The organism is Streptomyces sp. NBC_01775 (assembly GCF_035917675.1).
GTDB lineage: Bacteria > Actinomycetota > Actinomycetes > Streptomycetales > Streptomycetaceae > Streptomyces.
The window spans coordinates 5,966,949-5,987,327 of record NZ_CP109104.1; the positions used below are offsets into that span (position 1 = coordinate 5,966,949).

Below are 20,379 nucleotides of genomic sequence, written 5' to 3' on the forward strand. Positions count from 1 at the left end.
GGGAGAAGGGAAGAGGGGAAAGCGGGGGCGGAAGGCAGGGGGCAGGAGGGAGAGGAGCGGTCAGCCCTTGACCGCTCCCTGCATGATGCCCCCCACGATCTGCCTGCCGAACACCGCGAAGGCGACCAGCAGCGGCAGCGTCCCCAGCAGCGCGCCGGCCATGATCACGGACTGGTCCGGCACCTGGCCCTGGCCGAGCCCGGTGAGCGCCACCTGGACGGTCGGGTTTTCCTGGGTGAGGGCGATGATCGGCCAGAAGAACTCGTTCCAGGCCATCACGAACGTCAGCATCCCCAGCACCGCCATCGCGGGCCGCGCCGCGGGGAAGACCACGTGCCACATCACGCGCAGGCTGTGGGCCCCGTCCACCCGTGCCGCCTCGATCAGCTCGGTCGGCAAGGCGCTGATCAGGTACTGCCGCATGAAGAACACCCCGAAGGCGCTCACCAGCATCGGGAGGATCACCGCCTGGAGCTGGTTGGCCCACTCCAGCTTCGCCATCGCCATGAACAGCGGGACGACGCTGAGCTGGGGCGGCACCATCATCGTGCCGATCACCACCACCAGCAGGAGGTTCCGCCCCCGGAAGCGCAGCTTGGCGAAGGCGAACCCGGCCAGCGTGGCGAACACCACCGTGCCGAGGGAGATGGTGCCCGCCACGAACACCGTGTTGAACAGCGCCTTCCCCACGTTCGCGTCGCGCCAGGCGACCTCCAGGTTGTGCCCCAGGTTGCCGCCGAACCAGAACGGCGGGGGAGTGCTGGCCAGCCGCGAGTTGTCCCGCGAGGCCGCGATCGCCGTCCACACCAGCGGGAGCAGCGAGCCGAGCGTGAACACGAGGAGCACGGCGTGGCTGAACCACCCGCCCCGTAAGTGCTTGCGCACCGTCGTCACCGTCCCCTCAGTGGCTCTTGTTCAGCCGTCGGGTGATCAGCCAGTAGACGAGGCCGACCACGATCAGAATCAGGAACATCGCCCAGGCCACCGCCGCCGCCCGGCCCAGATGGAAGGCGAACCAGCCCTGCTCGTACAGATAGAGCCCCAGGGTCTGGAACTGGTGCGAGCCGCCGCCGGTCTGCGAACCTCCGAACAGCAGTGGCTCCCCGAACAGTTGGGTGGCTCCGATGGTGGAGACCACGATCGTGAACAGGATCGTCGGCCGCAGCGAGGGCACGGTGACATGCAGGAACTGCTGCCACCGCGAGGCTCCGTCCAGCTCGGCCGACTCGTACAGGTCCTCGGGCACGGCCTGCATGGCGGCCAGGTAGATCAGCGTGTTGTAGCCGGTCCACCGCCAGATGACGATGCTGGAGACGGCGAACTGCGAACTCCACGTGCCGTTCTCCCAGTCCACCGGGTCCAGCCCCACGAGCTGGAGGGCCCAGTTGACCATTCCGTAGTCGCGCCCGTAGAGCATCGCGAAGATCAGCGTGGCCGCGGCGACGGAGGTGGCGTACGGCGTCAGGAGCGCCACCCGGAAGAAGGCGCTGCCGCGCAGCCGGTAGTGCAGCAGATGCGCCAGACCCAGCGCCATCAGCAGCTGCGGAACGGTGGAGATGACGCCGATGGTGAAGGTGTTGCGCAGCGCGTTCCAGAAGAACTCGTCCTCCAGCAGCCGCGTGTAGTTGTGCAGCCCGGCCCACTCCATCTCGGTCGGCCGGTGCAGCGAGACCTTGTGCAGCGAGGCCCAGCCCGTGTAGAGCAGCGGGAAGAGGCCGAAGGCGGTGAAGAAGACGAAGAACGGCGCGACGAAGGCGTAGGGGCTCCAGCGTGCGTCCCACCGGTGCAGCCGCCCCGCGCGCGCGGCGCCTCCTCCGCCGGGGCCCGCGCCCTTCCGCGAGCCCGGCCGGCGGCGCCAACCGCTCCGGGGGCTGCCCGCCCCGGAGCCGTCGGCCCGCTTCTCCTCAGTCCTCAGCAGCGTCATCGATCTTCTTCGTCGCCGCGCTCCAGCCCTCGTCGGGCGACTTGCCCTGCTGCTCGACCTGGAGGATGCCGATGTCGGAGATGTACTGCTTGATGATCTGGTCCTTGGGACCGAGCACCACGTTGGGGATGCCCCGTGCCGCCGCCGCGTAGATCTTCCCGATCGGCGCGTCGTCGAAGTAGGGATGCTTGGCGTCCTTGACGGCCGTCATGTCCATCGCCTTCGGCGAACTGGGGAAGCTGGCCTGCTTCTTGAAAAGCTTCGCCTGCTGCTCGGGCGCGGTCAGCCAGGCGGCCAGCTTGGTCGCCTCGTCCTTGTTCTTGGCGTTCTTGGGGACGGTCAGGAAGGAGCCGCCCCAGTTCGCCGGCTTGGGCGCGGGTGCCACGTCCCACTTGTCGGCGCCCTTGTCGCCCGCTTTCTCCTTGATGTAGCCGAGCATCCAGGGCGGGCAGACGACGGTGGCGAACGCGCCGTTGGAGTACGCCTGGTCCCACTGGGTGTCGAACTGCTTGAGCTTGGCGGTCGTCTTGCCCTTGACCGCCCGCATCGCCAGGTCCCACGACTCGTTCACGGCGCGGCTCTTCTTGTAGTCGAGCTTTCCGCCGGCCGTGTAGTTCTTGTGGGCGTATCCGGAGACCGAGGCGTTGTAGAGCCCGGCGGCTCCGTCCATGAAGCTCACGCCCTTGGGCGCCTTCTTGGTGAAGCGCTCACCGGCCTTGACGTACTTCGACCAGTCGCCCTCCCACAGCTTGCCGACCTCCTCGCGGTCGGTGGGCAGACCGGCCTTCTTGAACAGGTCCTTGCGATAGCACACGCTCATCGGGCCGATGTCGGTGCCCAGTCCGATGACCTTGCCATCCTTGGTGCGCGCCTGGTTCCACTTCCAGTCCAGGAAGTCGCTCTTGCGCACACCGGGTATCTTGCCCAAATCGGTGAACTTGTCCGCCTGGATGGTCGTCAGCTCGTTGACGTTGTCGACCTCGGCCGCCTGGATGTCGGACAGGCCGCTGCCCGCCGAGAGGTGGTTGAGCAGCGCGGGGTAGTAGTCCTCGTTGCGCTCGGTGGCGTTCTCCTTGATGTGGATGCCGGGGTGGCTCTTCTCGTACTCCTCGTAGAGCCCCGCCTGCTTGTATCCGAAGACGCCGAAGACCCCGACGGTGATGGTCTTCTTTCCCTTGCCGTCGTCTCCTGTCGATGATCCGCTGCCGCTGTCCTCGGCGCAGGCCGCCAGGAGCGAGCCGGCGAGTACGGCCGAAACACCGGCTGCTGTCAGGCGCTTCATGGGGCGTAGGCGTAAGAATGATCGTCTGCTGTCGCGCATGTTCGCGTCCTCCCGAGCGTACGGGTTGTGTAGGCGAAGAGTGCGGGGGGATATCGTGGGAGCGCTCCCAAGGTGATGAGTTGAAGACTTGCGGAGCCCTGGGCGGGTGTCAAGACGCGCGGAGCCAACTCGCCTGGAATCGGTTGTAGTTGAATGACCCCGGTCACCCCCCGTCCCGGGTGCCGGGGGTTCGCAAGAGCGGGGAGGGCACGATGGCAGGAGTGCGCGACGGGCAGACCGGAGGCGGGCCGCCCACGCTGGGCGGCGGTGGCACCGGACGGCCCGGCAGGGCGACGCCCCAGCCCCGGCCCACCCTGGAGCAGGTCGCCCGCAGAGCAGGGGTCGGCCGAGGCACCGTCTCCCGCGTCATCAACGGCTCGCCCCGGGTCAGCGAGCGCACCCGCGCCGCCGTCGAGGCGGCCGTCGATGAGCTGGGCTACGTCCCCAACCGGGTGGCCCGCGCGCTGGCCGCCGGCAGCGCCGACGCGATAGCGCTGGTCATCCCCGAGCCGGAGACCCGCTTCTTCGCCGAGCCCTACTTCTCCGGCATCCTGCACGGCGTAAGCTCCGAACTCGCCCGCGCCGACATGCAGTTGCTGCTCACGCTGCTGCACACGCAAAAGGAACAGGACCGCTTCGCGCTGTACGCGGCGGCGCACCGCATCGACGGTGTGCTGCTGGTCTCCGTGCACGCCGACGACACGCTGCCCGACCTGCTGGCCGACTCCGGAATTCCCGCCGTGCTCAACGGCCGCCGCTCGGCCGCCGAACCGATTCCCTACGTCGACTGCGACAACATCGGCGGCGCCCGCGCCGCCGTCGCCCACCTGCTCGCCCGGGGCCGCGAGTCGGTCGCCACCATCACCGGGCCCCCCGACATGTACGCGGCACGCTGCCGGGCCGACGGCTACCGCGAGGCCATGCGCGACGCCGGCTACCCCGAGGGCGAACTGCTCCTGGCGAACGGCGACTTCACCGAGGAGAGCGGCCATCTCTCCATGCGCCGGCTGCTGGCCGACAGGCCCGGCATCGACGCGGTCTTCTGCGCCTCCGACGTGATGGCGGCCGGCGCCCGGATCGCCCTGCGCGAGGCGGGCAGAAGAGTGCCGGACGACGTGGCGCTCGTCGGCTTCGACGACTCGGCGGTCGCCCGGCACATGGACCCGCCGCTCACCACCGTCCGCCAGCCGATCGCCGAGATGGGGCGGGAGATGGCCCGGGTGCTGCTGGAGCTGCTGGGCAAATGGACACCGGGCGCCGCCTACCCGTCGGCACCCACCCAGGCGGCCCCCTCGCCCCGCCCCCCGGGCGCGGGCGACCGCACCCACCGGGTGCTGCCCACGGAGCTGATCCGCCGGGGCTCTTCGTAGGCTGCCGGTTCCGGTTCCGGTTCCGGTTCGGGTTCGGGTTCCGGTGCCGGCTGAATCGGGGCCGGGGCCGGGGTGCGGCAGGGGAGGGCCGGGCCCGGGTTCGCTGCGCCTGACGGGGTATGCCGTCACCCTTGCGGCCACGCTCCGGGTGCGGACCGGCGCCCGCTGCCCTTTGCTTCACTGGTATGGCCCGTACAGCGACGACAACCGCGACTGCGACAGCACGCACCAGGCCGAGGACGGGGGCGAGGCCGAACCGCCGGATGGTGGGCGGGGCCTTTGCCGTGGCCGTCCTCATAAGCGCGGTCTGCGGCCTCGCTGTCCCGGCCACGGCCACCGCTCCGACTCCACCCCCCGCCCCGACACCGACTGCGCCATCGGCACGGGAGTCGGGTCGGGAGCCGGCACAGGAGCCGGCACAGGAGTCGGCACGGGAACCGGCACCGGCGTCGACGCCCGCAGGAGGCTCGGGCGACGAGGTGGTCGGGGACCCCGGCGCTGCCACGGACCCCGACGCGCTCGGGGACCCCGGAGCGGCCCGTGTCCAGGGCGGGGGGCGCTGGACCCGCCCGCTGACGATGCGGAAAGTCCGCGTCTCCCAGCGGTACGGCATCAGGGGCAACTGGGCGGCCGGCCACCACACCGGCATCGACCTCGCCGTCCCCACCGGAACCCCGGTCCGCTCGGTCGGCGCCGGAACCGTCATCTTCGCCGGGTGGGCGGGCGCCTACGGCAAGGCGGTCACCATCCGGATGCGCGACGGGAAGTACACGCTGTTCGCCCACATGTCGCAGATCTCCGTCAATGCGGGCAAGCGGGTGCACGCCGGCACCTGGCTCGGCCGCTCCGGCAACACCGGCCGCTCCACGGGCCCGCACCTCCACTTCGAGGTACGGACCAAGCGCGGCTACGGCTCCGACATCGACCCCGTCCGCTACCTGGCCCGCCACGGCGTCCGCCTGCTGTGAGCCGCACCCACCGCCGCCGGACGAGCTGGATGAGCTGGACCAGCCGGACGAGCCGGAGGAACCGGACCGGAGTCGCGCACTGTCGCCCAGGAGCCTGGTCGCGCCCGGCGGCCGTCGGCGCCCTCCTGCTGGTCGCGGGTCTCTTGGCCGCGGCGGGCCTGCTGGCGGTCGTGGGCGTCCCCTCGGCCGCGGGCCCGTCGGCGGCGGGACCCCCGGGGGCACAGGCGCCGCCTGACCCGCCGTCAGCCCCCTCGTCCCGGCCCGGCTCCCCGTCCCGGCCCGGCTCTCTGGCCGAGCCCGCCCCCTCGGCCCCGTCGGTTACGGCGCCCCAGGTTCTGCCCACGCGGTCGCCCCTTGGGCAAGGCGTCACCGCCACGCCCAAGGGGCGGTTCCGCATCACGCTGCACGAGGGGCACCACACGTCGGGCCGCGTTCTGGAGGAGGCCGTTCTCAACTGTTTCCCCTCCACGGGCAGCACTCATCCGCGACCCGAGGAAGCCTGCGCCGTCCTGTCCAGGGTGTCGGGCGACTTCGCGCAGTTGCCCGTCCATAACCGTCCCTGCCCCGAGCTTGACCGTCCGGTCACGGTGGTGGCCGAAGGGACGTGGCGCACCCGGCCCCGCGGCTTCGCGCACACCTACGCCAACCGGTGCGCGGCGGGAACCGAAAGCGCCCGGGTGTTCGACCTGAGCCCCGGCTGACCCACTGCCCGAGCCCTCTCCCGAGCCCCCGCCCGGCCCCCGTCCGGAATCACTGGACAGGGCGCGAGGGCTACGGGTGCGGCGGCGGGCTCCCCAGCGCGCGGTCCGGCCTGCACACGTCGCAGACGCGGCCCTCGGGTCCGGCCAGCAGCGCGAGGGCCTCGCGCGCGGTGATCCGCCGGACCTGCCAGCCGTCCTGCGCCTGCCAGCAGTCCCGGCGGTGCACGCTCGTCCAGGGCCCCTCGTCCCGTACGCCGCGCATCCGCACCGCCAGCCACTGCCGCCCCGCCACCGCGCCCTCGGTCGGCAGCGCGTCGTAGTTCTCGCCGGGGAGGGGGGTGATGGCGTCGGCCGAAACGGTGATCCGTGTGGGCGCCGCCTTCGCCTCGCTGCGCCCGCCGTGCTCGTAGCGGGTGGGCAGGACGGCCTCGCACTCGTACCACCACTGCCCGTCGTGGGAGCGTAGCCGGGAGACGACGATCACGTCGAGCTCCTGGTCATCGGGCATACGGGCCCGCGCCCACGGCCCTGCCCGATCGCACCACTCACTCACATTCCCGAATACTAGTTCGAATGAAAAGGGCCGCAGACCCGCCCTCTCCGCGCCGCGCCCGTCCTGCCGGCTGCCGCCTGCCGCCTGCCGGGCCGCCGGGCGCCCGGCCCGTCGTCGTCCGGGCCCGATCGCCATCGCGCTCGGGGGGCTTCATCGCGATGGACACCACGAGCGTCAACGGGTGGACACCACGAGCGTCAACGTGATCGCCGCGTCGGCCTCGTGGACCACGCGGCGGAGAAAGCGACATCACCGGCGAAGTGCTCCTCCCCGCCGGGGCATTCGACGTGTGGGGGTCAGCTCCCGGTCGGAGAACGAGAAAGCCCCCGAGCCCGGTTTCCCGGGTCGGGGGACTTCTTGTGAAGGGTGATCGACGGGACTTGAACCCGCGACTTCCTGGACCACAACCAGGTGCTCTACCAACTGAGCTACGACCACCATGTCCGGCGCTGACGAGGTGTTCTCCTCGCGCCGACCGATACGAGTGTACAGGGTTGGCGAGGGTGCTCGCGCACACGTTTACGGGTCAGGGCTGACGCGGGACCACGTGCTTGGCGGCGATCTTCTTGGCGGTGTCCGAGTCCGGGCCCGGGTGGGGCACGAAGACGGCCTCGCGGTAGTAGCGCAGCTCCGCGATGGACTCGCGGATGTCGGCCAGTGCGCGGTGGTTGCCGTTCTTCTCGGGGCTGTTGTAGTAGGCGCGGGGATACCAGCGCCGGGCCAGCTCCTTGACCGAGGAGACGTCCACGATGCGGTAGTGCAGGTGGCTCTCCAGTGCGGGCATGTCCCGGGCGAGGAATCCCCGGTCGGTGCCCACCGAGTTGCCGCACAGCGGTGCCTTGCCGGGGTCGGGGGCGTGCGCGCGGACGTATTCGAGGACGCGGGCCTCGGCGTCGGCCAGCGTCGTACCCCCGTCCAACTCCTCCAGCAGGCCGGAGGCGGTGTGCATCTCGCGCACCACCTCCGGCATCGTCGCCAGCGCGGGAGCGGGCGGGCGGATCACGATGTCCACGCCGTCCCCGAGCACGTTCAGCTCCGAGTCGGTCACCAGCGCGGCCACCTCGATGAGCGCGTCACCGGACAGCGAGAGGCCGGTCATCTCGCAGTCGATCCACACCATGCGATCGTTCATGCGCTTCACACTACGTGACCCACAGCGCTCAGCCTGCCCCGCGCCCGCGCTGGCCGGGAAGACGGGGCGCGTACACATCCGAATCCGGTTTGCCCGGTTCTATGCTGTTGTCCCGATTTTCCCGAGCCTCCCGGGCTTCCCGACGCTGGCCGTGCTCACCCGCCTCGGCCCGCTCGCCGTGCTGCCCGTGCGAGCCGTGCTGCCCACGTGAGCCGTGCGGGCCGGGCTGGCCGTGCTCCGCGGCCTCGTTGCGGGCGCCCCGCTCCCTGCGCATCCGCAGTTCGCGCTGCTCCCTGAGATCGCGCGGATCCCGGTGTTCCCGGGGGTCCCGCTGCTCGGACGGCGGGCGCTGCTCCGGCGGCACGCGTCCGGGCTCAGGTCTGGAGCCGCCGGCGGAGCCTGGTCCGCCGCCGGATCCCGTCCCCGGCTCGGCGCCGCCGGGCCCCATGGCTCCGGACGCCGGCTGTCCCGTGTGCGCCTGGGACAGCCGCAGCGGGCTCTCCGTGCCCTCCTCACCCTCCGGCCGCCGCGCCCGGTACGCCGCGCGGTACGCGGCGGGCGAGGCGCCGAGCTGGCGGCGGAAGTGCCCGCGCAGCGCGACGGGGGAGCGGAAGCCGCAGCGGCCCGCCACCTCGTCCACGGAGTAGTCCGACGTCTCCAGCAGACGCTGTGCCTGAAGCACGCGCTGCGTGATCAGCCACTGAAGTGGAGCGCTCCCAGTAAGAGACCGGAAGCGCCGGTCGAAGGTGCGGCGGCTCATGTACGCGCGCGCGGCGAGCGTCTCCACGTCGAACTGCTCGTGGAGATGTTCCAGCGCCCAGGCGACGACCTCGGCGAGCGGGTCGGCACCGATCTCCTCCGGTAAGGACCGGTCCAGGTGGCGGGGGTGGCCGCCGGTCTCCTGGCCGTTGCCCCGGCGAGGAGGTACGACAAGGCGCCGGGCGAGGGCTCCCGCCGCCTCGGCGCCGTGGTCCGTACGGACGACATGCAGGCACAGGTCTATGCCCGCCGCCGTCCCGGCGGAGGTGAGGATGTCGCCGTCGTCCACGAACAGTTCGCGTGGGTCGACGTGCACGGCGGGGTAGCGCTTGGCCAGCGTCGGCGCGTACATCCAGTGCGTGGTCGCCGGGCGGCCGTCGAGGAGCCCTGCCGCCGCGAGGACGAAGGCGCCGGTGCACAACCCGATGACCCGGGCCCCCTCCTCGTGCGCGCGGCGCAGTGCGTCCAGTGCGGCGGTGGGCGGTGGCTGGGTGATGGAGCGCCAGGCGGGGACCACGACGGTGCCGGCGCGCGAAATCGCCTCCAGTCCGAACGGCGCGCTCAGCTGGAGCCCGCCGGTGGTGCGCAGTGGCCCGTCCTCGCCGGCGCAGACCAGCAGGCGGTAGCGCGGAACTCCCGCGTCCTGGCGGTCGATTCCGAAGACGGAGAGCGGGATGGAACTCTCGAAGATGGGACCACCGCTGAAGAGCAACACCGCCACGATCTCGCGCCGGCGGCGCGCGGCCAGCTTACGCGTCTCAACTGGGCCGTTCGTGGAGTCCTGGCTCATTGGAACTAAGCCCCCCTCAATCGTTGTGTTCCTCTCGGTCCATGCACATCCCCCGCTTTCCCCCGCAGTGAAAGCCAAGATCGAATCTACTGTGTCGGGTGAGGTGGGCGGTGCAAGTTCGGCACCCGACGTTATGTCGACAAGGCAACTTGGCGTGAAGCATTCGATCACGAAGCGTTTCACTCAACGCCTCTGCTGGGAAGTGCGCATGCCCTCTCTGCCCCGTCACCGTAGGGTGCACACCCGCGCGGCGCTCCTTTCGTCCCTGGTGGCAGGGGGGTTGGGAGAGGGCCGCGACAAGGGCTGGGACTCGGCCTCAAGTTGGCCGAAAAACGGCGGGGATCAGATGTGCGATCCGGTCACTGATGGAGCGCGCGCCGGTGACGCGGGGAGGCGTACGGGGCTCGTGCTGTGCCTGGTCAGCCCAGGGTGCGGGGCGTAAGGGACGGCGCGTGGCTCTGTGCGACCGTCCGTGCGCCGTTGTGCGCTGCGACGGACTGCGTGGCGCCACCCCTACATCTGACTCGGACGGCGTCCCCCTCTGTGCGCACCGGAACCCGTACGTCCGTGCCGCCCCCGGTGCGGGAGCGCCTGCTCGGTCGCCAGCCGTACCTCTCTGCGCGCGGACTGGCGCAGCAGCGCGTGACAGGCCGTGGTGACCGCGGCGAGCCCCGCCGCGGTCGCGAGGGCACCGGCCGGGGAGGAGCCGCACACCAGCAGCACCACTGGTACGAGGGCGCTGCTGAACGCCGCCCAGCGCACCACGTCGCTCACCGGGTCGGCCACGGCGCCCAGGGCCGCGGGGGCGCGTGTGGCGGGCGGGGCGGTACGCGGTGTGACGGTAGTGGCACAAGGGGTGTGCGAGGTCGCGGGCACGGTGTGTTCAACGCGGCCCGGCAGTCCCGGTCACTGGCTGCCCGGGAGGTGTCCGCGTCAAGGACGCGCGTAAGGGGCGTAACGCGGCATTGCGCTGGGGCCTTCGCTCAGGCATGCTCCGGGGTCAACGCGCCACCGGTGACCGCTACTCCTGCCTGGGCAAGGGGGGAGTGCAGCCGTACCCTTTGGGTATGGGACTTGGGAAGACGATTCCCAGTCGTCATTCGTGCAGGCACCAGCTGAATCCGAGAGAGCCGCAAGCCGTCCGTCGTCCCTCTGCACAGAGGACTCACTTCGCCGAGACACTCATGGCAGGACACGAGATCCCTGACCCAGCAGACCGCAGGCAGATCGCCGATTCCACGGCGGTGCCCGAAGCGGCGGACGACGCACGCCACTCCTGCGATCCGGCTTTCCAGCACGGCGTCGTGGTGGGCTTCGACGGCTCGATGTCGAGCGAGCGCGCGCTCGCCTACGCCATCGGCATGGCCTACCGCTCCGGCTCCGGTCTGATCATCGTCCATGTGGCGAACCGGCTGCCGACCACCGTGTGGGCGGGCTGTGAGCCGCCCGTCTTCGTCGACGTCCCCGACCACCGCACCGAGGTCCTCGGGCTCGAACTCGCCTGTGCCGAGCATCTGTCGGAGGTCCCCTGGATCCTCGTCGAGCGCGGTGGCGACATCTGCCACGAGCTGGAGGAGGTCGGCAGGGAGTACGCCGCCGACGCCATCGTGGTGGGCTCGACGCACGGTCTGGTCGGCCGCATCTTCGGCTCGGTGGCCGGGCGGCTGGCGCGCCGCGCCCAGCGCCCCGTCGTCGTGGTGCCCTGAGCCGTTCGTGGGGTCCTGAGTCGCTGACGTCCTGGCCCGCGGGTGAGCGGCGCGTGCCGTCTCGTGCCGTGGTGGAGCCCCGCTCGATTCGTGGTGGACCCCCGCACGGGCGGGGGAAGAGGCACACTCGCGGGGCGGGCGCGACAGGGGTTATCGGGCCCAACCAGACGGTGTGTACGGGGAGTTCGGGATAAGAACGGCGATAAATCTACCCAGCCGTAGGGGTGGATTGTGAGCTTGTGAGGGGCATACAGAGGACACACGGGTGACCGTGAGCCCTAGGCGCGCTGCCGGGCGGGAGGTGACGGTCCCGTACGGCGGCCCACCCGCCGGCGTAATGGGCGACGCCGGCACAGGGGAGGCGGGATCCCGCGCGGTTGGTGGCCCGCGCGGGATTCCGCCCATTCTTTTGCCCCCGCCTCACACCGCTCTTCGCGTCCGGCTCACTCTTCGCATCCGGCTCACTCCACGGTGACGGCTCACTCCACGGTGACGGACTTGGCGAGGTTGCGGGGCTTGTCGATGTCCCGGCCCAGCGTCAGCGCCGTGTGGTAGGCGAGCAGCTGGAGGGGGATGCCCATCAGGATCGGGTCCAGCTCGTCCTCGTTCTTGGGGACGAGGATCGTGTGATCGGCCTTCTCCTGCTCCTGGTGCGCCACGGCCAGGATCCGGCCGCTGCGGGCCTTGATCTCCTCCAGCGCGGCCCGGTTCTTCTCCAGCAGGTCGTCGTCGGGCACGATCGCGACCGTCGGCATCGCCGGCTCGATCAGCGCGAGCGGGCCGTGCTTCAACTCGGAGGCGGGGTACGCCTCGGCGTGGATGTAGGAGACCTCCTTGAGCTTGAGGGACGCCTCCAGCGCGACCGGGAAGCCGCGCACCCTGCCGATGAAGAGCATCGAGTGCGCCTCGGCGTACTCCTGGGCGAGCTTCGCGATCTCCTCCTCCTGCGCCAGGATCTCGGCGATCTGGCCGGGAAGCCTGCGCAGGCCCTCGATGATGCGCTTGCCGTCCTTGACCGACAGGTCGCGGGTGCGGCCCAGGTGCAGCGCGAGCAGGCCGAAGGAGACGACGGTGTTGGTGAAGCACTTGGTGGAGACGACGCAGATCTCGGGCCCGGCGTGGACGTACACCCCGCCGTCCGCCTCGCGGGCGATCGCCGAGCCGACGACGTTGATGACGCCGAGGACGCGGGCGCCCTTGCGCTTCAGCTCCTGGACGGCGGCCAGCGCGTCGTAGGTCTCGCCCGACTGGGAGACGGCGATGTAGAGCGTGTCGGGGTCGACGACCGGGTTGCGGTAGCGGAACTCGCTGGCGGGCTCGGCGTCGGCGGGGATCCGGGCCAGCTCCTCGATCATCTGGGCGCCGATCATGCCCGCGTGGTACGAGGTGCCGCAGCCGAGGATCTTCACCCGGCGCACGGCGCGGGCATCGCGCGGGTCGAGGTTGAGGCCGCCCAGGTGCACCGTCGCGAAGCGGTCGTCGATCCTGCCGCGCAGCACGCGGTCCACCGCGTCGGCCTGCTCGGCGATCTCCTTGTGCATGTAGGTGTCGTGGCCGCCCATGTCGTACGACTCGGCGGCGTACTCCACCGTCTCGGGCGAGGAGGAGGTGCGCGAGCCCTCGGTGGTGTACGTGCGGTAGTCGCCGGCCTTGATGGTGGCCATCTCGCCGTCGTCCAGGGTGACGACCTGACGGGTGTGCGAGACGAGGGCCGCGACGTCGGAGGCCACGAACATCTCGTTCTCGCCGATGCCCAGGACGACGGGGGAGCCGTTGCGGGCCACCACGATGCGCTCGGGGAAGTCGGCGTGCAGCACGGCGATGCCGTAGGTGCCCTCGATGTGGCGCAGCGCTTCCTGGACGCGGGCCTCCAGGCGCTCGCCCTGGGCGCGGGCGATCAGATGGGCCAGGACCTCGGTGTCGGTGTCGGAGACGAAGGTGACACCGTCAGCGGTGAGCTTGGCGCGCAGCTCGGCGGCGTTGTCGATGATGCCGTTGTGGACGACGGCGACCTTCTCCTCCGGGTCGAGGTGCGGGTGCGCGTTGACGTCGTTGGGGGCGCCGTGGGTGGCCCATCGGGTGTGGGCGATGCCCGAGGTGCCGGCGAAGCGCTTGGGTACGCGCTCTTCCAGGTCGCGCACCCGGCCCTTGGCCTTCGCCGTCTTGAGGCCGGCCGGCTTGCCGCCGCTGGTGACCTGGATGGCGATCCCGGCCGAGTCGTAGCCGCGGTACTCCAGCCGCTGGAGGCCCTCCAGCAGGAGCGGGGCGGTATCACGCTTGCCGATATATCCCACGATTCCGCACATGCTGCTGATGCCTGCCTCTCGTCGTGCTGTGGTGCTGTCGCTCTTCTGGGTGTGCTTCGTGCTCTTGGGTGGTGCTTCGCGTCTCTGGGTGTGCTCCGCGCCGGGTGGTTCAGCCGTGTCAGCCGTGTCAGCCGTAGACGATGCGGCGCAGCTGTCTGAGGGACAGCGGGAGCGGCGCGACGGCGCGGTGGGGCAGCTCGGTCTCGATACGGGTGAAGATCTCCGGGTTCGCCAGCCCCTTGGCCTGGAGCTCGCGGTGGCGGCGCCGGACGAACTCAGGTGTCGTCTCGTCGAAATACGCCAGGACGTCCAAAATCACCCGGACCGCCTCGCCGCGCTGGAGCGACGTGGTGCGGACCAGGTGATCGACGAGGTCGTCATGAACGGGCGTCCGGGCTTCGAGCACCCGACGATACTGCTGGCTCGACGGCCCGATAGCAAGAAATCTGCCCGATTCCGGGCACGGCGTGGCGTCGTCCCGGGGCGAGCGTGCCGTGTTCCGGGGCGAGCGTGCCGTGCCCGGCGCCGTCAGGGGCGGTTACGCGGGCTTCTTCTCCGAGGCGGCGGGGTGGTCGGCGGTGGGGTAGTCGGCGCTGAGGGTGAGGTCGCGCCAGGTGTCGAAGGTGGTCTTGAGCGTGCCGAGCCGGGCCGAGGCGATGTCGTACGCGGCCTTGCCGAGCAGCAGCCGCAGCGGCGGGTCCTCCGCCTCCACCGCGGTGATGACCGCGTCGGCGGCGCGTGCGGGGTCACCGGGCTGGTGGCCGTAGGTGGCGAGGGTTGCCGCACGGCGTGCGCCCGCGGTCTCGGCGTAGTCGTCGATGCGGACCCGCGACTGGCGCATGGAGGGGCCGGACCAGTTCGTACGGAACGCGGCAGGCTCCACGATCGTCACCTTGATACCCAGCGGACCGACCTCGGCTGCCAGCGACTCCGACAGGCCCTCCACGGCGAACTTGGTCGCGTGGTAGTAGCCCGTGGCCCCGAAAGCGGCGAGGCCCCCGAGCGAGGAGACGTTGACGATGTGGCCCGCGCGGCGGGCGCGCATGCCCGGCAGGACCGCCCTGGTGACGTCGGCCAGGCCGAGGACGTTGGTGTCGAACAGCGCGCGGACCTCCTCGTCCTCGCCCTCCTCGACGGCGGCCAGATAGCCGTAGCCGGCGTTGTTGACCAGGACGTCGATGGAGCCGAAGGCGGCTTCCGCCTGTTCGACCGCCTGCTCGACCTGGTCCTTTGCTGTGACATCGAGCGGCAGGGGCAGGGCGCGTCCGGGGTGGGCGGCGGCCAGGTCGGCCACCTGTGCGAGGTCGCGGGCGGTGACGACGGCCCGATGGCCGCGCCCCAGGACGGCGGTGGCCAGCGCCCGGCCCAGGCCCGTCGAGCAGCCGGTGATGAACCAGACGGGGGTGGTGGCGCTGTTGGGGGTGGTGGGGGTGTCGCTGGCGGGCATCGGGTGGTGTCCTTCCGGGGGAGGGGAGGGGAGGGGAGGGGAGGGGAGGGGAGGGGAGGGGGTTCGGGGGACTGAGGGGCTGAGGGGATTGAGGGGTCAGGACTGGCCTGGGCGGGGTGGGGGCTGGTGCTGTGCCGGCTCTCGCCGGGTGGCGTTGGCGGGGGCGTCGGCGGTGAGGCTGCCCAGCAGGGACAGCGCCTCTTCCGACGGGCTGTCCGGGGCGGCCTGGTAGACGATGAGCTGCTGGCCGGGAGCGCCGTTCACCGTCAACGACTCGTAGTCCAGCGTCAGCTCGCCGACCAGCGGGTGGCGGAAGCGCTTGGTCTCGTGGGTCTTCTGGCGGATGTCGTGGCGGGCCCACAGCCGGCGGAAGGTCTCGCTCTTGATCGACAGTTCCCCGACGACCTCGATGAGCCGGGGGTCGTCGTAGTCGGTGCCGACCGCCGCGCGGAGTCCGCCGACGGTGTTGAGCGCCACGCGGTCCCAGTCCGGGTAGAAGTCACGCGCGTCCGGGTCGAGGAACACCAGCCGGACCAGGTCACCGCTGTAGGTGTGGCCGTCGAACAGGGCCTCGCCCAGGGCGTTGGAGGCCAGTACGGTCAAGCAGCCGTCCAGGACCACGGCCGGGGTGTGCGACCACGCCGCCATCATGCGCAGGAGGCTGGGGCTTACCCGCTCCTGCCGCACGGGCGTGCGCCGTCCGCGGGGGGCCGGGCGGGCGAGCCGGTGCAGGTGCGCGACCGCCTCCTCCTCCAGCTCCAGCGCCTGGGCCAGCGCGTCGACCACCTGCGCCGACGGGGTGCGCTCGCGGCCCTGCTCCAGCCGTACGTAGTAGTCGGCGCTCACGCCGGCGAGCTGCGCGATCTCCTCCCGGCGCAGCCCCGCCACACGGCGCCGGGGCCCGGCCGGCATGCCGAGGTCCTCGGGCCTGAGCAGCTCGCGCCGGGCCCGCAGGAACTGCCCGAGCAGGTTTTCCCTGTCGATGTCCATGCTGCCGAGGCTAGGCCCGGAGTTGGGCCCTGCACGAGTGCGGAGGGGGGCCGCGAAACTCCTACCCTCGGTTCGCCGGGGCGGGGCGCCGCCTCTGGGGCATCTGGGGTATCCGGGGCGTCTGGGGCCTCTGAGCGAGGCGGCCTCCGGGCAGGGGGAACAGCTCAAGATCTCCGATGCCGCAAGCCCTGTGCCCCCTTCCGGCTCCGGTCTCTCGAAGGCACGATGCGCAGTGTCAGGACTGGTGGGTAAGGCCAGTTGTCAGGAATCGGTGTCAGGGACATGGCTTTCGTTGAGTGGGCGCCACCGTAAGGGAACGGCTCTTCGAAGGGACCGCTGATGGGACGACGATTCAGACCGCTCCTGATGGTCTGTGCCGCACTCCTCGCCGCTACCGCCCTGCCTGCCGCGCAGGCCGGGGCCGACGCCGGGACGAGCACGGACAGGAGCACCGGCACGGGTACCGGAACGGGTAAGGACATGGGCACGGACAGCGCGCACAGCCCCAGACCGCTCGATCAGGTGGTGCCCGCGCCTGCCTCCGTACGGCCGAAGGGCAAGCCGTACACGATCACGCCGAGGACCATGATCCGGGTGACCGGCGGCTCGGGACACGAGCAGGGGCAGAGCCGGGGACAAGGACAGAGGCAAGGGCAAGGGCATGGCGGTGGTGGGCCGGGGGCGTCGAAGGAGGCGCTCAGGACCGCCGAGCAGCTCGCGGAGCTGCTGCGGCCCTCGACCGGATACCGGCTGCCCGTCACCACCCGTCCCGGCCGGGACGGCATCCAGCTGAGGCTGGTCGGCGACCGCGAGCTCGGCTCCGAGGGGTACCGCCTGGCGGTCGACGAGCGCGCGGCCGTCATCAGCGCCGAGGAGAGCGCCGGGCTCTTCCACGGGGTGCAGACACTGCGGCAGTTGCTGCCGGCCACCGTCGAGGCGCGCGACGAGCAGCCGGGCCCCTGGCGCATCGCGGGCGGCACCATCGCGGACAAGCCGCGCTACGCCTACCGGGGCGCGATGCTCGATGTCTCACGGCACTTCTTCACCGTCGACAAGGTCAAGCGCTACATCGACCAGCTCGCCCTCTACAAGATCAACAAGCTGCATCTGCACCTGTCCGATGACCAGGGCTGGCGCATCGCCATCGACTCCTGGCCCCGTCTCGCCCAGTACGGCGGCAGCACCCAGGTCGGCGGCGGCCCCGGCGGCCACTACACCAAGGCCGACTACCGCGAGATCATCCGCTACGCCTCCGCGCGGCAGCTGACCGTGGTGCCCGAGATCGACATGCCGGGTCACACCAACGCGGCGCTGGCCTCCTACGCCGAGCTGAACTGCGACGGCAAAGCACCTCCCCTCTACACCGGTACCGAGGTCGGCTTCAGCTCGCTGTGCGTCCCGCTGGAGCGCACGTACGACTTCGTGGACGACGTGATCAGGGAGCTGGCTGCCATGACGCCCGGCCCCTACCTGCACATCGGCGGGGACGAGGCGCACTCCACCAGCCATGAGGACTACGTGGCCTTCATGGACCGCGTCCAGCCCGTCGTCGCCAAGTACGGCAAGAAGGCGATCGGCTGGCACCAGATCACCGGCGCCACCCCGGCCAAGGGCACTGTCGCGCAGTACTGGGGCTACGACCGGACCAGCGCGGCGGAGCGCGCGCAGGTGGCGGAGGCCGCGAAGAAGGGCACCCAGCTGGTGCTCTCGCCCGCCGACCGCTCGTACCTCGACATGAAGTACGACAAGGACACGCCGCTGGGCCTGTCCTGGGCGGGCTTCGTGGAGGTCCAGCGCTCCTACGACTGGAACCCCGGGGCCTATCTGGAAGGAGCGCCCGCCGACTCGGTGCTCGGCGTCGAGGCGCCGCTGTGGTCGGAGACCCTGTCGACCAGCAAGCAGGTCGAGTACATGGCCTTCCCGCGCCTGCCGGGTGTGGCCGAGCTGGGCTGGTCGCCGGCCTCGACCCACGACTGGGACCGCTACAAGCACCGCCTCGCACAACAGGCGCCCCGCTGGGATCAGTTGGGCATGGACTACTACCGCTCGCCGCAGGTGCCGTGGCCCGGACGGTGAGCTCCTCGTAGGTGCCTCGGCCGGGGTGGTGAGCCGGTGAGTTCCTCACAAGCGGTCGTCCGGGACGGTCTTAGAAGCGGTCCAGGATGGCCTTCTTGGCCATGCGGAACTCGTCGTCGGTGAGCACCCCGGCCGTGTGCAGCTCACCCAGCTCGCGCAACCGCCGCAGCAGGCCGTCGTGATCGGCCTCGTCAGCGGGTGAAGCGCCCTTGGTGAGGGCGGGCGGCACGGCGTCCTGCGGCGGGCCGGGCAGTCCGGCGCCGGAGGCGGCGCCCTGGTCCTGGGACAAGGGGTGCGGCAGGCGCGCGACGATCGCGGCGGCGAGCAGCACCGAGCCGCCCGTCTCGCGGGTCTGCCGCACTCCCCACAGCATCAGGCAGTTGGGGTCGTGCTGCGGCTTGAGCGTGGGGTGGGTGCCCTTCGGGTGGAAGCGCAGGCTGCCGCTCTCCCAGCCGAGGGCCGGGGTCCAGTCCACCCCGTCCAGCTCGCGGAGCGCGAGGCGGCGCGGGCCTCCGGAGGTTTTGCTCTGCTCCGCCATCCAGTTCCACTCGATCTGGATGCGCTCACCGTCGAAGGACGCCGTACCGTCCGTGCCCGATGCGGTCAGCGGGACCGGCGGGCCGGGCAGCAGATAGTGGTCGCACGGGGTGTCGGGCACCTCTTCCAGCAGCAGCGCGTTGCGCACCTCCTCGACGAAGTACTGGGCCACGCCCGTACGGTCCTTCTCCACCGCCAGCTGGTACGGATCCGAGGCGTCCGGCAGCCGTCCGCTGGTCACCTGGGAGAGAGGGTCCGCGCCGTCCCGCAGCCGTAGGCGAAGCCTGCCGCCCCTGCGTCCGCCGGGCTCGTACGCGATACCGGCCACGGCGCGCAGCGGCACGGCGACCTCTCCCAGGGTCTTGCGCAGTTGGTGCACCTGCCGGTCGGTGCCGGGCACGATCCTGACGGTCTCCCCGTCGAAGGTCCAGGTCCCGGCACGTTGGAGGATTTCCGCCATAGGCTGATTATTTCGGCTGCGGAGGCGAGGGTCATCCCCCCGAGGGACTCGGAGGCCGGGAGGGCTACGGAGGAGCGGAGGGACGGGGAACTGCGGAGGCGGAGGGGCATGGAGGGACGGGGAGCTGCGGAGGCGGAGGCCACGGGGGGCCGGGGGGCTGCGGAGGCGGGGGTCACACTCCGACTCCCAGCTCGCGGGCGATGAGCATGCGCTGGACCTCGCTGGTGCCCTCGCCGATCTCCAGGATCTTCGCGTCCCGCCACATACGGGCGACCGGATACTCGTTCATGAAGCCGTAGCCGCCGTGGATCTGGGTGGCCTCGCGGGCGTTGGTGACGGCGATCTCGGAGGAGTAGAGCTTGGCCAGCGCCGCCTCCTTCTTGAACGGCTCGCCCGCCAGCAGCCGTGAGGCCGCGTCCCGCCAGGAGATGCGGGAGGTGTGGGCGCGCATCTCCATGTCGGCGAGCTTGAACTGGATGGCCTGGTTGGCGCCGATCGTCTTCCCGAAGGCGGTACGGGTGTTGGCGTAGCGCACCGACTCGTCGACGCAGCCTTGTGCGAGGCCTGTGGCGAGTGCGGAGATCGCGATTCTGCCCTCGTCCAGGATGCGCAGGAACTGGGCGTAGCCACGGCCCTCTTCGCCGAGCAGATTGGCCTCGGGAACGCGGACGTCGGAGAAGGACAGCTCGTGGGTGTCCGAAGCGTTCCAGCCGACCTTGGAGTATGCGGGCGCGACCGTGAAGCCCGGGGTGCCGGACGGCACGATGATCGTGGAGATGCGTGGTGAGCCGTCCTCCTTGCGGGCGGTGACGGCCGTGACCGTGACCAGGCCCGTCATGTCCGTACCCGAGTTGGTGATGAACGACTTGGTGCCGTTGATCACCCACTCGCCCGTGGACGTGTCCCGTACGGCTGTGGTGCGGGTGCCGCCCGCGTCCGAGCCGCACTCGGGCTCCGTCAGCCCGAAAGCGCCCAGCATCTCCCCCGCGCACAGCCGGGGCAGCCACTCGCGCTTCTGCTCTTCCGTGCCGAACAGATACAGCGGCATGGCCCCCAGCGAGACGCCGGCCTCCAGCGTGATGGCGACAGAGGAGTCAACCCTGGCCAGCTCCTCCAGGGCGAGGCAGAGCGCGAGGTAGTCACCGCCCATGCCGCCGTACTCCTCGGGGAACGGCAGCCCGAACAGGCCCATCGTGCCCATCTGGCGGACGATTTCGTACGGGAAGGCGTGCCGCTCGTAGAACTCGCCGATCGCGGGGGCCACGACGTCGTGGGCGAACTCCTCGACGGTCTTGCGCAGTTCCTCGTGCTCGGGCGAGAGGCGGTGGTCGAGAGCCAT

General features: G+C 70.9%; 18 protein-coding genes and 1 tRNA gene. 5 read left to right on the top strand and 14 right to left on the bottom strand.

The window, feature by feature from the left end; genetic code table 11:
- Window positions 1-60: 60 nt before the first annotated feature.
- The 3 genes from OHB04_RS26595 to OHB04_RS26605 are packed head-to-tail and all read right to left on the bottom strand — an operon-like array spanning window position 61 to window position 3,206.
- A complete protein-coding gene (locus OHB04_RS26595) occupies window positions 61-885 on the bottom strand; it encodes a carbohydrate ABC transporter permease (RefSeq protein WP_326690165.1) in 825 nt (274 codons plus the stop codon).
- Window positions 886-901: 16 nt separating this feature from the next.
- Entirely contained in the window at window positions 902-1,924 is a 1,023-nt protein-coding gene (locus tag OHB04_RS26600) for a carbohydrate ABC transporter permease (protein WP_326690166.1), read from the bottom strand.
- On the bottom strand, window positions 1,905-3,206 hold the full coding sequence (locus OHB04_RS26605; protein ID WP_326690167.1) for an ABC transporter substrate-binding protein: 1,302 nt from the start codon (window positions 3,204-3,206) through the stop codon (window positions 1,905-1,907). Before OHB04_RS26605 ends, OHB04_RS26600 begins: the two co-directional genes overlap by 20 nt.
- Before the next feature lie 251 nt (window positions 3,207-3,457).
- On the opposite strand from OHB04_RS26605, the gene OHB04_RS26610 reads away from it, so the two are divergent.
- The 3 genes from OHB04_RS26610 to OHB04_RS26620 all read left to right on the top strand — a co-directional run bounded on the left by OHB04_RS26610 (window position 3,458) and on the right by OHB04_RS26620 (window position 6,284).
- Entirely contained in the window at window positions 3,458-4,615 is a 1,158-nt protein-coding gene (locus OHB04_RS26610) for a LacI family DNA-binding transcriptional regulator (RefSeq protein ID WP_326808455.1), read from the top strand.
- A gap of 479 nt (window positions 4,616-5,094) precedes the next feature.
- Window positions 5,095-5,583 carry a M23 family metallopeptidase gene (locus OHB04_RS26615; protein WP_326690169.1) on the top strand — a complete coding sequence of 163 codons (489 nt, stop codon included), beginning with the start codon at window positions 5,095-5,097 and terminating at the stop codon, window positions 5,581-5,583.
- A gap of 29 nt (window positions 5,584-5,612) precedes the next feature.
- Window positions 5,613-6,284, top strand: a complete 672-nt coding sequence (locus tag OHB04_RS26620) for an SSI family serine proteinase inhibitor (RefSeq protein WP_326808456.1) — start codon at window positions 5,613-5,615, stop codon at window positions 6,282-6,284.
- A 70-nt stretch (window positions 6,285-6,354) separates the two neighbouring features.
- Here the strand turns inward: OHB04_RS26620 and OHB04_RS26625 are convergent, their stop codons facing one another.
- From OHB04_RS26625 to OHB04_RS26645, 5 genes are all read right to left on the bottom strand, one after another.
- Window positions 6,355-6,792: a DUF6233 domain-containing protein gene (locus OHB04_RS26625; RefSeq protein WP_326690171.1), complete on the bottom strand. Its 438-nt coding sequence runs from the start codon at window positions 6,790-6,792 to the stop codon at window positions 6,355-6,357.
- Window positions 6,793-7,202: 410 nt separating this feature from the next.
- Window positions 7,203-7,275, bottom strand: a tRNA-His gene (locus tag OHB04_RS26630).
- 88 nt (window positions 7,276-7,363) lie between these two features.
- On the bottom strand, window positions 7,364-7,969 hold the full coding sequence (orn, locus tag OHB04_RS26635) for an oligoribonuclease (protein WP_326690172.1): 606 nt from the start codon (window positions 7,967-7,969) through the stop codon (window positions 7,364-7,366).
- 28 nt (window positions 7,970-7,997) lie between these two features.
- A complete protein-coding gene (locus OHB04_RS26640) occupies window positions 7,998-9,518 on the bottom strand; it encodes a helix-turn-helix domain-containing protein (protein WP_326808457.1) in 1,521 nt (506 codons plus the stop codon).
- A 513-nt stretch (window positions 9,519-10,031) separates the two neighbouring features.
- The gene (locus tag OHB04_RS26645; protein WP_326690174.1) at window positions 10,032-10,304 is read right to left on the bottom strand and encodes a hypothetical protein; all 273 of its coding nucleotides are present in this window, start codon (window positions 10,302-10,304) and stop codon (window positions 10,032-10,034) included.
- Between the two features lie 398 nt (window positions 10,305-10,702).
- Between OHB04_RS26645 and OHB04_RS26650 the strand changes: the two genes are divergently transcribed.
- The gene (locus OHB04_RS26650; protein WP_326690175.1) at window positions 10,703-11,224 is read left to right on the top strand and encodes a universal stress protein; all 522 of its coding nucleotides are present in this window, start codon (window positions 10,703-10,705) and stop codon (window positions 11,222-11,224) included.
- A gap of 479 nt (window positions 11,225-11,703) precedes the next feature.
- On the opposite strand, the gene glmS is transcribed toward OHB04_RS26650, so the two are convergent.
- From glmS to OHB04_RS26670, 4 genes are all read right to left on the bottom strand, one after another.
- Window positions 11,704-13,530 (bottom strand): glutamine--fructose-6-phosphate transaminase (isomerizing), encoded by a 1,827-nt coding sequence (glmS, locus tag OHB04_RS26655; protein ID WP_326808458.1) that lies wholly within the window; start codon window positions 13,528-13,530, stop codon window positions 11,704-11,706.
- Window positions 13,531-13,657: 127 nt separating this feature from the next.
- Window positions 13,658-13,936: a hypothetical protein gene (locus OHB04_RS26660; RefSeq protein WP_326690177.1), complete on the bottom strand. Its 279-nt coding sequence runs from the start codon at window positions 13,934-13,936 to the stop codon at window positions 13,658-13,660.
- Between the two features lie 132 nt (window positions 13,937-14,068).
- A complete protein-coding gene (locus OHB04_RS26665) occupies window positions 14,069-14,977 on the bottom strand; it encodes an oxidoreductase (RefSeq protein ID WP_326690178.1) in 909 nt (302 codons plus the stop codon).
- A 96-nt stretch (window positions 14,978-15,073) separates the two neighbouring features.
- Complete coding sequence (locus OHB04_RS26670; protein WP_326808459.1) at window positions 15,074-15,967, bottom strand: helix-turn-helix transcriptional regulator; 894 nt, start codon at window positions 15,965-15,967, stop codon at window positions 15,074-15,076.
- Window positions 15,968-16,306: 339 nt separating this feature from the next.
- Here OHB04_RS26670 and OHB04_RS26675 point away from each other — a divergent pair, with 339 nt between their 5' ends.
- Window positions 16,307-18,043 (top strand): beta-N-acetylhexosaminidase, encoded by a 1,737-nt coding sequence (locus OHB04_RS26675; protein ID WP_326808460.1) that lies wholly within the window; start codon window positions 16,307-16,309, stop codon window positions 18,041-18,043.
- A gap of 70 nt (window positions 18,044-18,113) precedes the next feature.
- Here OHB04_RS26675 and OHB04_RS26680 read toward each other — a convergent pair whose 3' ends face one another.
- Both OHB04_RS26680 and OHB04_RS26685 read right to left on the bottom strand, forming a co-directional pair.
- A complete protein-coding gene (locus OHB04_RS26680; RefSeq protein ID WP_326690181.1) occupies window positions 18,114-19,040 on the bottom strand; it encodes a DUF4429 domain-containing protein in 927 nt (308 codons plus the stop codon).
- A gap of 172 nt (window positions 19,041-19,212) precedes the next feature.
- On the bottom strand, window positions 19,213-20,379 hold the full coding sequence (locus tag OHB04_RS26685) for an acyl-CoA dehydrogenase family protein (protein ID WP_326808461.1): 1,167 nt from the start codon (window positions 20,377-20,379) through the stop codon (window positions 19,213-19,215).

What these genes read in the sequence shown, in the direction of transcription:
- OHB04_RS26600 (WP_326690166.1), bottom strand. Translation starts at nt 1,924, where the DNA reads ATGACGCTGCTGAGGACTGAGGAGAAGCGGGCCGACGGCTCCGGGGCG.
- OHB04_RS26605 (WP_326690167.1), bottom strand. Translation starts at nt 3,206, where the DNA reads ATGAAGCGCCTGACAGCAGCCGGTGTTTCGGCCGTACTCGCCGGCTCG.
- OHB04_RS26610 (WP_326808455.1), top strand. Translation starts at nt 3,458, where the DNA reads ATGGCAGGAGTGCGCGACGGGCAGACCGGAGGCGGGCCGCCCACGCTG.
- OHB04_RS26620 (WP_326808456.1), top strand. Translation starts at nt 5,613, where the DNA reads ATGAGCTGGACCAGCCGGACGAGCCGGAGGAACCGGACCGGAGTCGCG.
- OHB04_RS26625 (WP_326690171.1), bottom strand. Translation starts at nt 6,792, where the DNA reads ATGCCCGATGACCAGGAGCTCGACGTGATCGTCGTCTCCCGGCTACGC.
- orn (WP_326690172.1), bottom strand. Translation starts at nt 7,969, where the DNA reads ATGAACGATCGCATGGTGTGGATCGACTGCGAGATGACCGGCCTCTCG.
- OHB04_RS26640 (WP_326808457.1), bottom strand. Translation starts at nt 9,518, where the DNA reads ATGAGCCAGGACTCCACGAACGGCCCAGTTGAGACGCGTAAGCTGGCC.
- OHB04_RS26650 (WP_326690175.1), top strand. Translation starts at nt 10,703, where the DNA reads ATGGCAGGACACGAGATCCCTGACCCAGCAGACCGCAGGCAGATCGCC.
- glmS (WP_326808458.1), bottom strand. Translation starts at nt 13,530, where the DNA reads ATGTGCGGAATCGTGGGATATATCGGCAAGCGTGATACCGCCCCGCTC.
- OHB04_RS26665 (WP_326690178.1), bottom strand. Translation starts at nt 14,977, where the DNA reads ATGCCCGCCAGCGACACCCCCACCACCCCCAACAGCGCCACCACCCCC.
- OHB04_RS26670 (WP_326808459.1), bottom strand. Translation starts at nt 15,967, where the DNA reads ATGGACATCGACAGGGAAAACCTGCTCGGGCAGTTCCTGCGGGCCCGG.
- OHB04_RS26675 (WP_326808460.1), top strand. Translation starts at nt 16,307, where the DNA reads ATGGGACGACGATTCAGACCGCTCCTGATGGTCTGTGCCGCACTCCTC.
- OHB04_RS26680 (WP_326690181.1), bottom strand. Translation starts at nt 19,040, where the DNA reads ATGGCGGAAATCCTCCAACGTGCCGGGACCTGGACCTTCGACGGGGAG.
- OHB04_RS26685 (WP_326808461.1), bottom strand. Translation starts at nt 20,379, where the DNA reads ATGGCTCTCGACCACCGCCTCTCGCCCGAGCACGAGGAACTGCGCAAG.